Origin of the sequence: Paenibacillus sp. FSL L8-0641 (assembly GCF_038006265.1) — a bacterium.
Classification (GTDB): domain Bacteria; phylum Bacillota; class Bacilli; order Paenibacillales; family Paenibacillaceae; genus Paenibacillus; species Paenibacillus polymyxa_D.
The window spans coordinates 200,655-213,868 of sequence record NZ_JBBOUW010000002.1; the positions used below are offsets into that span (position 1 = coordinate 200,655).

General features: G+C 43.2%; 14 protein-coding genes. 3 read left to right on the top strand and 11 right to left on the bottom strand.

From position 1 onward, the window contains the following. Positions 1–120: 120 nt before the first annotated feature. Positions 121–549 (top strand): VOC family protein, encoded by a 429-nt coding sequence (locus tag MKY16_RS25780; protein WP_340957759.1) that lies wholly within the window; start codon positions 121–123, stop codon positions 547–549. A gap of 101 nt (positions 550–650) precedes the next feature. On the opposite strand, the gene MKY16_RS25785 is transcribed toward MKY16_RS25780, so the two are convergent. Beyond that, positions 651–1,022 carry a winged helix-turn-helix transcriptional regulator gene (locus MKY16_RS25785; RefSeq protein WP_029515086.1) on the bottom strand — a complete coding sequence of 124 codons (372 nt, stop codon included), beginning with the start codon at positions 1,020–1,022 and terminating at the stop codon, positions 651–653. Positions 1,023–1,256: 234 nt separating this feature from the next. Here MKY16_RS25785 and MKY16_RS25790 point away from each other — a divergent pair, with 234 nt between their 5' ends. Next, complete coding sequence (locus MKY16_RS25790; protein ID WP_029515088.1) at positions 1,257–1,832, top strand: NAD(P)H oxidoreductase; 576 nt, start codon at positions 1,257–1,259, stop codon at positions 1,830–1,832. A gap of 162 nt (positions 1,833–1,994) precedes the next feature. Here MKY16_RS25790 and MKY16_RS25795 read toward each other — a convergent pair whose 3' ends face one another. The 4 genes from MKY16_RS25795 to MKY16_RS25810 all read right to left on the bottom strand — a co-directional run bounded on the left by MKY16_RS25795 (position 1,995) and on the right by MKY16_RS25810 (position 5,619). Beyond that, positions 1,995–3,002, bottom strand: coding sequence for a FecCD family ABC transporter permease (locus MKY16_RS25795; RefSeq protein ID WP_029515089.1), 1,008 nt, complete (start codon positions 3,000–3,002; stop codon positions 1,995–1,997). After that, complete coding sequence (locus tag MKY16_RS25800; RefSeq protein ID WP_069011182.1) at positions 2,999–4,024, bottom strand: FecCD family ABC transporter permease; 1,026 nt, start codon at positions 4,022–4,024, stop codon at positions 2,999–3,001. The genes MKY16_RS25795 and MKY16_RS25800 overlap by 4 nt, the downstream gene beginning before the upstream one ends. Before the next feature lie 33 nt (positions 4,025–4,057). Further along, positions 4,058–5,041, bottom strand: coding sequence for an ABC transporter substrate-binding protein (locus MKY16_RS25805; RefSeq protein WP_029515092.1), 984 nt, complete (start codon positions 5,039–5,041; stop codon positions 4,058–4,060). A 128-nt stretch (positions 5,042–5,169) separates the two neighbouring features. Further along, on the bottom strand, positions 5,170–5,619 hold the full coding sequence (locus MKY16_RS25810) for an Imm63 family immunity protein (RefSeq protein WP_029515094.1): 450 nt from the start codon (positions 5,617–5,619) through the stop codon (positions 5,170–5,172). 86 nt (positions 5,620–5,705) lie between these two features. On the opposite strand from MKY16_RS25810, the gene MKY16_RS25815 reads away from it, so the two are divergent. Then, positions 5,706–5,861 (top strand): hypothetical protein, encoded by a 156-nt coding sequence (locus MKY16_RS25815; protein ID WP_245231687.1) that lies wholly within the window; start codon positions 5,706–5,708, stop codon positions 5,859–5,861. A 104-nt stretch (positions 5,862–5,965) separates the two neighbouring features. Here MKY16_RS25815 and MKY16_RS25820 read toward each other — a convergent pair whose 3' ends face one another. The 6 genes from MKY16_RS25820 to MKY16_RS25845 form a co-directional block, all read right to left on the bottom strand. After that, on the bottom strand, positions 5,966–6,886 hold the full coding sequence (locus tag MKY16_RS25820) for an aminoglycoside phosphotransferase family protein (protein WP_340957762.1): 921 nt from the start codon (positions 6,884–6,886) through the stop codon (positions 5,966–5,968). Between the two features lie 196 nt (positions 6,887–7,082). Continuing rightward, positions 7,083–9,104 (bottom strand): NAD(P)/FAD-dependent oxidoreductase, encoded by a 2,022-nt coding sequence (locus MKY16_RS25825; RefSeq protein ID WP_340932121.1) that lies wholly within the window; start codon positions 9,102–9,104, stop codon positions 7,083–7,085. Positions 9,105–9,809: 705 nt separating this feature from the next. Further along, positions 9,810–10,685 carry an N-carbamoylputrescine amidase gene (aguB, locus tag MKY16_RS25830; RefSeq protein WP_029515101.1) on the bottom strand — a complete coding sequence of 292 codons (876 nt, stop codon included), beginning with the start codon at positions 10,683–10,685 and terminating at the stop codon, positions 9,810–9,812. Between the two features lie 29 nt (positions 10,686–10,714). Beyond that, positions 10,715–11,746 (bottom strand): agmatine deiminase family protein, encoded by a 1,032-nt coding sequence (locus tag MKY16_RS25835; RefSeq protein ID WP_322252588.1) that lies wholly within the window; start codon positions 11,744–11,746, stop codon positions 10,715–10,717. Between the two features lie 118 nt (positions 11,747–11,864). After that, entirely contained in the window at positions 11,865–12,416 is a 552-nt protein-coding gene (gene yfcE / locus MKY16_RS25840; protein ID WP_340957764.1) for a phosphodiesterase, read from the bottom strand. Between the two features lie 353 nt (positions 12,417–12,769). Then, positions 12,770–13,150: a VOC family protein gene (locus tag MKY16_RS25845; protein ID WP_069011186.1), complete on the bottom strand. Its 381-nt coding sequence runs from the start codon at positions 13,148–13,150 to the stop codon at positions 12,770–12,772. Between the last annotated feature and the right edge of the window lie 64 nt (positions 13,151–13,214).

Sequence of the window (13,214 nt, forward strand, 5' to 3'; positions counted from 1 at the left end):
TGTTAAGCCGCAAATACTTTCGCAAAACGGATCTTACTGTATTTTTGTTAGTTTACAGGTTAATAATGAGATAAGGCCATATAGTATGGAAAAATAATGATTCTTAAAGGAGTGAAACACATGTCTGTTGATGTTTATCTTAACTTTAATGGAAACTGTCGTGAAGCAGCGGAGTTTTACGCAGAGGCATTTGGGACTGAGAAACCACAAATTATGACGTTCGGTGAAGCACCGCCCAATCCTGATTATCCTCTACAAGAAGAAGCCAAAAATCTGGTCATGCACACGCGGCTTCAAATTGATGGTAGTAATGTCATGTTTTCAGACGTTTTTCCTGGTATGCCATTCGTAACCGGAAACAACATCAGCCTCGCCATCGTCAATAAGGACGAAGAGAAAATTCGATCGTACTTTCATAAATTAAAAGAAGGAGGAACCGTAAACATGGAACTTCAAGAAACATTCTGGAGCAAATGTTACGGTAGCCTTAAAGATAAGTTCGGAATTGAATGGCAATTAAGTTATGATAACGGAATGACCGACAGTTAGTCTGTTATATTACCCTGCGATAGTTAAGCCCTCGCAAGCTATTCTAATTGAATACTTTGTGAGGGCTTAATATCAGCTTAAAGTTACTCTATACAGCAGCCTTAGAATTCTTCCAAAACCTTGAATTTGTCTCCATGAATCTTATCCAGGTGATCCTCTCCCCAGTAGCATAAATGGTCTAGCGCGGGTTTTAATCCCCAGCCGTAGTCCGTTAACTCATACTCTACTTTAGGAGGGATTTCATTATAAACCTTTCGTGTAACGATCTCATCCTTTTCTAGGCCTCTGAGCTGAGTGGTCAGCATTTTTTGTGTAATGCCGGGTATTAACCGACGAAACTCAGACGTTCGTTTCCGTCCTGTCATCAGATGGTAGATAATTAAAGGCTTCCATTTCCCTCCCATCACCTCTAAAGCCGCTTCCACTCCAACTTGATACTTCTTTTGAACCCTATTTTTTGTCTGTTCAGTCATTTCTTAATCCTCCTTTAGAAGGCTTCGTTTGCTCAGAACAACCCATCACTTCAATTCATTACTCAGATCAGTTTCTAGGGAATCTACCTAGGGCACTTCCATGTTCCTATGGCACCTGTATCATCCTATAGAACTTAGAAGTGCGTACTTCCAGATTATTTTCCTACTGTATATAATAGCATCAAGCATTGAGCATTCCTAGAAGTAAGCTATTGAGAAAGGTAGTGAAGAAGCATGAAAGTATTAACCGTTGTTTCACACCCGAGAAAAGATTCCTTGACCTTTAAGGTTGCTGATCGTTTCGTACAGGGTCTTGCCGATGCAGGCCACGATTATGAGATATTAGATTTGCATGGGATTGGTTTTGATCCTATTTTAAAAGGAGTAGATGAACCGGATTTGACAGTTGCGGAACAGTCCTTTTCCCCTGAAGTAGAAATGGAAATAAGGCGGATGAAGGAGCATGATGCATTGGCATTTATTTTTCCACTTTGGTGGTGGAATTTGCCAGCTATGCTGAAGGGTTATATTGACCGTGTATGGAACAATGGGTTTGCGTACGGTTCGAATCACCTGCATCATCAGCATATCTTGTGGCTTGGCTTGGCCGGCGTTTCGAAAGAACAGTTGAAAAAGCGTAACTATGATGAAATGATTACTCATTTGCTGAATGTGGGAATTGCAGATTATTGCGGAGTTTCCAATTCCAAGGTTGAATTCTTAGATGAGACCCTGAGTTCAAATTCCGGTCATTTTGTAATGCTGCTGGACCAAGCTTATCACTTTGGTTTGAATTATGGCAAGGATTAGGCTTTATTTACAATCCCCTCCGACACGAAGGCCGGAAATCCTAACAGAATGCGAGAAAGAATTATCTTTCCGCAAGGAGACCTAAGTAGTAACGCGAAAAAAGACGTTAACCCAGCCATATTTTGCATGGACATGGGTTAGCGTCTTTTCATTATTCTGCATTTAACTAGCTTTCGACAGCAAGTAAAGGAAATAAGGGGTAACCAGTATGGTGATAATAATTCCGGTTGGAATATCTGCACCAAAGCTGATCGTCCGAGTAAGTGTGTCAGCAATCAAAATGACGAGTGCACCAACTAATGCTGTCGTAGGTAGCAATAGCTTATGATTGGGCCCTACTAGCTTGCGCGCTAGATGGGGACTGACCATGCCTACAAAAAAGAAATTCCCTCCAAGTGCCACGCTACCAGAAGCGAGCGCAACGGCAGCAATCGTCAAGCCGATAAACTCCCTTTTAATTGCTACACCGAGGCCCGATGCTGTCTGATTCCCCAAATTCAACGTATTGAGTGTGTTAGACCTGTAAAAAACGTAAAAACAGATGATAAACACCCACGGGAGCAGCACCATAATATAGCTCCAGTCGTCCCCCCACAGGTCTCCAGCCTGCCATCTCAGAGCAAAGTCATACTGTTGCTTGTCTAGCCGGAGTGTCAACATCAGAGATAATGCGCTGTAGCCACTCCCCATAGCGACACCGGTTAAAATTAGGCCTGTAGGCGAGATGTCTCTTCCCCGCCTGAAAGCAAACATAAAAATCAAGAAAGCTGCCGTGAGGCCGCCTGCAAAAGCTAACCCTGGAAGAAGAATCGGCGATAGCAATCCTTCACTAGCGAACAACGTAATATACATAAGTACAAATAGCCCCGAGCCTGAGCTGATGCCGAGTGTCCCGGGACTGGCCATGTCGTTTTTGAGCAAGCTTTGCATGATACAGCCTGATATCCCCATGCCAATACCTACCAATATAGAAAGCACAATACGTGGCAGTCGAAAGTCAAACACGATCAGGTTCTGTTTGCTCGTTCCTTCGCCCATGATGACCTTGAAAACTTCGAGTGGAGAAAGGTTCATTTTCCCAACATTCATACTGAGTATAGCCACTAACAGCGTCAGCACTACTAACAGTAAAATAATGCTAATACCCCTGCTATTGCGGGACAGCTTCAACTAAACTCCCTCCTTTGCTTGCGCACAAGGTAGAGAAAATAGGGTACGCCCACCAAGGCAAAAATAATGCCAAGGGGTGTTTCGTGAGGGCGATTGATCAGTCGTCCAAGTAAATCCGCTGCCAACAGAAAGACTGCTCCATACAAAGCTGAGGCCGGGATAATATACCGATAATCCGTTCCGACCAGATGGCGCATAATGTGTGGCACGATCAAACCCACGAAGCCAACAGGACCGACCACAATTACCGATAATCCTGTTAGAATTAATACAATTAGGGTTGAAAACAACTTAATCCTATTGGCACGAATACCCAAGCCTGATGCTACATCCTCCCCGAAGCTCAAAATCGTAATTGAGGGAGAAAGCGCGATGGCACAGACCAAACCCACTACAAACAGTGGAGCAATGAAAGCTAGTTCACCCCACTTGGCACTGGCTGTACCACCAGCAGACCAGTAATCAAGGGCTTGGCCAATCTCATACTTAATAGCGATAAACGTACTAAATGCACCAAAAAGCATGGAGATGGACATTCCTGCCAGTACCAGTCGCTGAGGCGTCATGCCTCGCTTGCCTATAGATGCGATGTAATACGTAATGCCCGTAGTGATTGCTGCACCTAGGCAAGAATACAGCATGGTTTCTCCGTAGGTGCGACCAGGCAAAAAGGCCATACATAACGCAATAGCAAATGTCGAGCCTGAGCTTATGCCAATGAGTCCCGAATCCGCTAGTGGATTACGAGTGGTTCCCTGCATAATCGCCCCACACACAGCCAAGCTACACCCTACCATGATATCTGCCACGGTGCGTGGAAACCGCAAGGTGTGAATAATCTGATGTTCCGTAATGTAGGGATCAAACTGAAATATAGCCCCCCACGCCAGCTTCAAGCTCATTTCAGCAGCACCAAAGGTAATGGATGCTGCGGTAACCACCAGAAGCAGGAACACGCCCACGATCATGCAGCCTATAAAATGAAATATTCCTTTTTTATTTGGTTCTTTGTGAGTAGACATCGATTACACCCTTAGTTGGTCAATTATGCATCATTACTTCGTCTGTTCCAGCAATTTGCTAATCATATAATCTAGCTGTCCCGTCATACTAGCAACGTCCGAATAATAGAACAGTCCTGCATATTTCGCTGGAATTTCGATGATATGTCCGTTTTTAACGGCTGGAATGCTGCTCCAGATTTTTGTCTTCGCATATTCGGATTCCTTGCCTTCCTGCTTAAACCAAAGGACATAATCTCCAAAGTATTCAGCAGCTACCTCGTAGGATAAAGAACCACGATTCTCTCCGGAGTTTTTAACCAATGTGTTGAGCTTTTCCGGTTTGTGAAGTCCAAGATAATTGTAAAGCAACGTTCCTCCGCGTGAGCCTGTTTCATAATAAATTCCGTAGGAGCCACTGCCCCAGTCCTCGAAAATGCTAAACGTTTTGTCCTTGAATATGTCGGAATTTAGTTTTTCTTTGGCCTGACTCAGCTTGCTTTCAAACAGTGAAATCACTTTGTCCGCTTCTGCTTCATGTCCTGTGGCCTGACCAAGAAATTTCAAACGTTCTAGGGAGGTCATTTTATCCTCAGGTATCACAAGAACAGGCGCAATTTTAGACAGCTTATCATAATCCTTTGTATCATATGTAATGATAAGATCAGGATCATACTTCATAATTTCCTCAGTTTCCCACTTTTCAATATTGGGGACGTCGTTAAACTTATCGTAAAAAGGCATCGTTTCTTGTTTCCACCCCATGACTGCGGCCGGCTTAATCCCTAGTGTAAATACATCACCAACATACCAGTTCACGACTACCCGTTGAGGATTAGCGGGCACCTTCACATCTCCTTTTACCGTAGAGACTGTACGTGTATCAGAATCACTGCTTACCTCTTCCTTCGTGGACGACGCGGATTTAGCAGATGAATCAGACGAGCTGCCAGCATTCCCACAACCTGAAATAACGAAAATCACTACGAATAGTGCACATAAAATCATGTGAAACTTCTTGTTCATCATACGATGCATGTTGCAAATCTCCTTTGAAATATAGTAAGTGCAAAGCATACTTAAAATTAATGATATTGATAATCATTATCACTAATATAAAATTGTAAATTTCACCTCACTGATTGTCAACTGTTTCTTGTTTTGTTTTACTTTAATGGGTTCTCCAGTGTTGCTCTTCTATTCGCTTCATGCCATTCCTGATAGATTCCTCCAATTTCATAAAATGCTTTGTTCATTGAAGTTGTCAGCTCCTTCATGATCTCCTTTGTATATTTTAAATGAGTATTTATGTTATCCACTTTATATTTGCGAAGCAGATTCAGATGGGCAATGATGTGAATTGTATCTTCGATGATCCAATAAATCACATCCTCTTCCTCTTTCGTAAGCTTGTTCAGCATCTGTATGCCTCTTTCATACATTTGGAGCGTATAACCCCGCTTGCTCACTTGCACATACGGACTCAGATCATCATAAAAATCCGTACAGAAAGGTCGTCTTACATATTGCTCATACTGCTCTTCATATATTGAAGTTTGTTCAAGCAGTTTAATCGTCATATCTATGAGTTCTTGTTCGCTATATATTTTTTTCATCAGATTTTCCCTTCCCTCTCTCTACTAAATAAATTCAAGTCATATGGACGAAAGCATCGGCTATTCTATGGGTAGTGGTATCCCTGATGTTCAATGGAACGTACGCGCTCGCAGCTTCAGCAACATCAACGTTTATCGTTACGTTTCAACAAGCAACCTTGGTATACAACGATCACGTAGGCACGATTAGGCCATTGCTGTCCAGGTGGCAGGTCAATCCATTAGTGAAGGTAACAGCGTAAAGGCCTCCTCCGTTTCTGCCAAAGGTTCTACCGTTAAGCTAAAAGTGACGATAATAGAATGCTAAAAAATAGACCGTCACTCCCAGGAGCAGCGGTCTTCATATTTACAAGTCGCGGTAACTGGGCAGGTACCATTTCGGTATATAGGATTGAAAGTCATCATATGCCTCCAATACCTCTTCAGCTCGTTGCACCATATCGTCTACCTCTTCTTTGCCAAATGGAATGGCCCAGTGGATCGATGAAAGCTGATTGCTTGCAATATACAGAGCCATTAATCTAAAAAATAAATCAGGTACATTGTTATTAAAATAACCGTGGATTCGGCCCGAAGCGAATAAAGGACTTAATGCTGCACACCAGGTAATTCTATTGAATTCTTCCCAAGGATCACCATAGTCCATTCTATTAAAATCGATGATACCCAGTTCACCAGATGGGGTAACCACCATATTGCCCACATGATAATCCCCATGCTGAAATGTTTGAGGACGATTTTCTAATAGATGACGGTTTTGCTCAATAAAGCTTATGGCTTGATCTGCTCCCTTTAAGAAAATACCGCATGACTTATAGTTTGTAATATACCTGTTGATTTTGCCATTATAATGCTCAGCCCATGGGACTCGATCTGGCTCTGCATGAATCTCATGCATTTTTTTCAATGCATCTCCCGCTTGAACTCCAAGTTGATACTGTTGTGCTGCAGCTAACGTGGGGATCATCTCTTCAGCATCTTTCCCTTCGATCCAGGTGAACAAGGAATATACAGATTGACCCTCATTACAAAACCCAAATTCAAGCGGCCGGGACATGAACAGATTCTCCACGTGATTCAGCTTTTTTACAGCTTCAAACTCGCGTTTCTTTTTATCATAATGAACCATATCCGCCATTCTTAGCAGCAAGTCTCTACCATCAGTGGTTCGAATATAATATTTTTTGTCACTGGACCAGCCTCTATGAATCTCTTCCACGTTGCTCCACTTGCTGGCACCCGGTATTTCACTAAAGAGTTGATTCACGCTCATCCCCCCACGTTAAAATAGCCTTACTTACTAACTTACTATATGCTTTCCATAGTTTACCTTTGAAATGACAGAGGAATCAATCTTCTTCCAGAAAAAACTCAAATAAAAAAGGCTGAAAAGACAAGCTGTCTCTTCAACCTCAATATTCACTGAGTTGCCATCGTGAACACCCATCACTTATATTATAAAATCAGTAAGAATACGAAAACTCATGTTTAAATTCGTCTACCCGTTGAATGGTTTTGAGAATATTGCGACCTTCACGTGTACCATCAATAATACGACGAGCTTGTTTACTATCCCCAATATTAATAACTTCTACTTGATGTTTTTTACCATATTCGAGCAAGCTGTCCATCAGCGGACTGTATGAACGCATACCCAAGCATACGAATCCAAGATCAAAAGGAATCTCAAACTCCTGTTCTCCATGCTTTACTTTGAAACGGTCGCTACACACTTCTGTCAAAGCTGTTTCCGTATGGACGTTCACTTCCCGCTCCTCTACCATTTTCATCATGGAGATTCGGGTAATCATATCCAGATCTTTACCGAGTAGCGGCATCATCTCAATAATGGAAACCTCTTGTGCTCCACGCTCTGCGTAATATTCGACGACATCCAGTCCCACAGCCCCGCCACCAACTACAGCAATGCGTTTACCTTCAAACTCCTGGAATTTCTCCATGTTGTGCAAAAGATCAAAGATGGAGAACACTTTTGTCCCCGGTTTGCCCAGTTGCTCATGCAAACCTGCAATAGGCGGAAGAAGTGGTATGGCCCCCGTCGCATTGACAATAATATCAGGATTCAGGGCACTAATCATCGCCAAATCGGCTCGGCTCCCTGTTACAATGTTCAGATTGGTTAACTGTTTGGTGCGTTGAATCAGATAATCAGGGAAATCATTGATGCGTGTTTTGTCTGGCAAGCGGGCAATATCACGGGCCAAACCGCCCAACTCTGGTTTCTCCTCAAAGAGGGTTACTTTGCAGCCTACTTCGGCTGCCGTACATGCTGCTTCCATCCCAGCGGTACCCCCACCGATCACAACAACATGAACATTGTTCTTAACACGTTGTTTCCGGTATTCAGCTTCCTTGAACAGATCCGGATTTACCGTACAGCAAATCGGTTTACTTTTGGAGATACGATGATCGGCACAACCAATGTTGCAAGAGATACATTTTCTAAGCAAATGTTCGTAGCCGTTTTGCACTTTAAGCACCCAGTTCGGTTCTGCAATCAAGCCTCTACCCATTGCCAGAAGATCCGCGTCACCTCTCACCAAAATATCCTGCGCAGCCTGTGGGCTCCGAATATTACCTGAGGTCATCGTTACCTTCCCGAATTTTTCTTTTACCGCTTTGGCCATATATGAGCGCCAACCATCTGGCAGGTTCATCCCGTCAATCTGGAACTGGATGGAATCATTCAGAGCAGCAGAAACATTCAAAATATCTACCTCATCATTAAGATACTCCAATAACTCGAGTGTATCTTCCAGTGTGTTCCCACCTTCTGTGAACTCTTCCGCGCTAAAACGTAAGCAAATAGGGAAGAATGGGCCTACCACTGAACGAATTTCATCAATGACTAATCTGGCAAAACGGGTACGGTTTTCTGCACTGCCGCCAAATTCATCCGTGCGTTTATTATACATCGGCGAAAGAAACTGACTCAGCAAGTAGGAGTGTCCCGCATGAATTTCAACACAGTCAAATCCTGCTCGTTGCGCTCTTCCCGCTGCTTCTCCGTATTTGCGCACAATGGCGTAAATTTCTTCTTTTTGCAAAGGTCTTGGAATCGCTCCGCCCTTTTTAGAAGGAATATTGGAAGAAGATACAGGCTGAATTCCGTTCAGTCGTCCCGCATAAGCTGAAGCACCCGCATGGTTAATTTGTACAGAAACACAAGCTCCATAAGAGTGTAGGGCTTCTGTTAATCTAAACAGTCCGGGAATAAACTGATCGTTATCCATACGCAGCTGGGTTGTTCCGTTTGTACCCATTGGGAAATCCAGACAAACATTTTCTACTGTTATCAAGCCGGTACCACCTTTGGCCCGTTGCACATAATAGTCAATATGATCCTGAACAAAGCTTCCGTCCATGGCAGCAAAGTTAGTTCCCATTGGGGGCATAACAATCCGATTTTTCAAGGTCATGCGTCGTATGGTTAGAGGTTCAAAGATAGCAGGATAGTGGTTCATTGTTCTTCCTCCTTGCGAGTGTACAAATTTCATGTTCAAGCTTCCATTAAAGCATTCTCATATGTGATTTATTTCACTTTTGGGAATATCGAGATGTTATTGAGTACGATCATTCCTTATGACTTGATTTTATATCATCTAATCCATAAATTCTAATGCTATTTTATGTACTAAATCATAGTTTCAATCTATAGATTAACTGGAGTTAGAAATAAAATAAAAAAGGAACAATCCTGTGAGGAATGTCCCTTTGGTGTGAAAAAACATGCTTATATTCCGGTATCCACCTACCGATCCGTTCTTTTGAAACCATTGGGTACACGCTCCAAAATCCCTTTCCTAACATATCTGTCCAGCAGCCCACACATTGTGGCATATCCATTTTTTCTGAATAAAGGTGCGTAGGCTGAGGCTTTAGGAGAGGTATTCAGATATTTAAGGAAAAATCCTTCGTCGATCACCTGGGTATCGTAAATATAAGCCTCAATAGATGTATGCCGTTCTGGGTGATGCTCCCCAATATTCATAAACAGACAATGATTGGTCTATCCCCTCATGTCTCATTGCTGTTTTCTTTCCTCCTATCCATCACTAGAAGTGCTCCATTCAGAAACCAAAAATCCCCTGCCCGAAAAGCCGGGTGAGTCCAATGAAAGGAAACACCCCGGCTTGACGTCAAGGGAGACTTGTCTATCCGTATCAAGATTATACTTTTAAATCACCATCATAGGTGGCAATCATATTGTACAGTTCAGGACGACGGTCACGGAAAATGCCCCATTCAATCCGTCCTACTTCCAGCTCATCCAGGTCAAATTCAGCAGTAAGCACTTCTTCATCGGTACGACCCGCTTCTGCGATCTTGTTACCTTGATGTCCGGCAATAAAGGATGAACCGTAGAATGTAATACTGGAGTCTTCGTCCGTTTCAGTTCCGATCCGATTGGAAGCTATGACTGGAATCAGGTTGGAAGCCGCATGACCCAGCATGCAAGTCTGCCAGTGATCCTTGGAATCAATGGCAGAATCCTGCGGTTCCGAGCCAATAGCTGTCGGATAGAACAAAAGTTCTGCGCCCATGAGCGCCATACAGCGGGCCGCCTCAGGATACCATTGGTCCCAGCACACGCCTACCCCAATTTTGGCATAACGTGTATTCCATACTTTAAAACCGGTATCGCCCGGATTAAAATAAAATTTTTCCTCATACCCAGGACCGTCCGGGATGTGGCTTTTGCGGTATTTACCTAACACTTCACCGTCTGCGTCAATGACGGCAAGACTGTTGTAGCGCGCGTAGTTTTTCTTTTCATAGAAGCTGATTGGCAGCACAACCTGTAATTCTTTGGCGATTTTCCTAAAATGGTTAACCGCTTTGTTGTGCTCCAGCTCAGTGGCATATGAATAATAATCAGACTTTTCCTTCTGGCAGAAATATGGAGTCTCGAACAACTCCTGTAGCAAAATAATTTGTGCGCCCTGCGCAGCCGCTTCACGTACTAACTTCTCTGCTTTACTAATATTTTCTTCGATATTGGTAGAACAGCTCATTTGAGTTGCTGCAACTTTTACTTTTCTCACTTTAGTCCTCCTTTTAGATGTTGTATCGTTCAACGCTTTACAGCAGGCATCTGCTGGGTCGTACAGTGCACGTTACCGCCTTCACGGATGACCGCCATACCGTCTACAGTACGAATGGTGCGATCTGGGAATACATTTGCCAGCACTTGCTCAGCTGCAAGATCACTCTCAGCGGCAGTGCCGCCGAACACTGGCAAAATAATACCGCCATTCACAAAATAGAAGTTAATATAACTCAGTGTCAATCGGCTGTCTTCATAATCCACACGCGGCGGCTGACCGATTCGAATCACTTCTAGCTTACGGCCTTTGGCATCCGTTGCTTGCTCCAGAATGCGCAGGTTTTCCTGCGTGATTTCGTAATTTTCATCCTCAGGATCATCACACACTTGCATAATGACCTTCCCAGGAGCTGCAAAACAAGCAATATTGTCCACATGACCGTCTGTTTCGTCGCCACTAAGACCACGTTTTAGCCATATTATCTTCTCGGCACCTGTATACTCACATACATGCCGTTCAATTTCTTCTCTGCTTAATTCCGGATTTCGGTTGGAATTGAGCAAACACTCTTCGGTTGTAATCAGTGTGCCTTCGCCGTCTACGTGCAGTGAGCCGCCTTCCATCACAAGCGGTGCATCAAACCGTGGAACTCCAAGTTGGTCCAAAATTTGCGGTGCAACCTGGTCATCCAGGTCCCATGGGGCGTATTTGCCACCCCAGGCGTTAAACTTCCAGTTAACACCTGCCAACTGACCATGCTCGTCTGTGAGAAAAGTAGGGCCGTTATCACGCAGCCACGCATCGCTGTGCTCAATCGGCAGCAGTTCTACCCGTTCCCCAAGTTCAAGCGTCTTAACGCTCTCCAAATCTTCCGGATTTACGACCACAGTAACTGGTTCAAATTCCGCCATGGCGCGTACAATTCCGGCATAGCCCTTGCATACATCAGCATGCATATCCGGGTAAACCATTGAAGATTTTACAGGCCAAGAAATATACGTGCGTTCATGTGGCGCCCATTCAGGCGGCATCTTATAATGTGAATCCTTAATTTGCATGTATTGAAGCTCTCTTTCTTTTTCATAATGTAGACTCCGCTCCTATCATACAATAATATGATCTTTGTCTCAATCGAAGCGGAAAACTTTCAATAATTTACATTCACATTGGAGTAAATTACTTTGAAAATGTGATTTCTTTCACTGTATTCCCATCAAAATCCTTCACAGTGAATTGTGCCCCCTCCAACACACCGTAAGAGGATGGATAGTTTTCTTTTGGCAGCGAGATCGAACCGGGGTTCAGTATAAAGATCCCATTTTCCACATCCGCTACCGGAATATGAGTATGTCCCTGGATAAACACATCTCCCGCTTCTAGTGGTGGTAAATTTCCGATACTAAAGCCATGTCCGTGCGTGACATAGATTCTCCGTCCTTCATGGTATAGCAAAGCATAATCACCCATCATAGGAAACTCCAGCAGCATCTGATCCACCTCTGCATCGCAATTTCCGCGCACAGAAACCGCAATATGGGACTTGTGCTTATTCAGCAGTGCGGCGACTTCTGCCGGATTATACCCTTCTGGTAACGGATTACGTGGTCCGTGGTACATATAATCTCCGAGCAGGACAAGACGATCGGCTTTCTCCTCCCTGAACTTTTCCAGTGCCAATTGCAACCAATGCAGTGAGCCGTGAATATCTGATATAAACATCAATTTCATAATTATTCTTTCCTTTCTGAATAGGCTGAAAATATTCCACTTAAGCACATTATTGCATTATTCCCTAAACAAATCTGTGCAAAAATGTTCTTTCGTTTGGTCATACTCTTTTTAAGACAATAAACTACAGCTCCGAGTGAGCTGTAGTTTATTGTTATTCCTTTTATATTTGTACTTATCATCTTCGGTGATTTTACGGGTGACCTTGCAAGGGTTTTCAACCGCAATCACACCAGAAGGCACATTACCACCGATCCATCCTCGCTTCGCTTATTTAGATACAGAAAGTCAGATTTCTTTTAAAGCTTCATTGTAGGATTCCACATGCTCACTCTTCAGAACTGAAAAGCTACTCACATTGAAATTTCCACTAAATTACCTTCTGGATCTTTAATTACGCTTTCATAATAGCCGTCACCTGTCAATCTTGGCTGACCCACTACTTCATATCCTGCAAGCATGAGCTGCTCTGTCTTTTCATTCACCAGTGCTTTACTTCCAACGGAAAATGCCACATGAGCCCAGCCCGTAATATTGATCTGTGGAGAATGATCTACTCCCGTTTTACGCATAACTTCTAACCTTGCTCCATCCTCAAAGGTGATAAAATAGGACTCAAATCCTTTTGTAGCGTTATAATATTTATCGTTAGATTTTCCATCAAAATATTGCTCGTAAAAGCTCTTCATCTTTTCTAAGTCTCTCACCCAGATCGCTACATGCTCAATCTTCATTATTTTCCTCCTTCTGCAGCCCTCATCATTAAAAAATCATTAATTTATACTGGACTCAATTTTC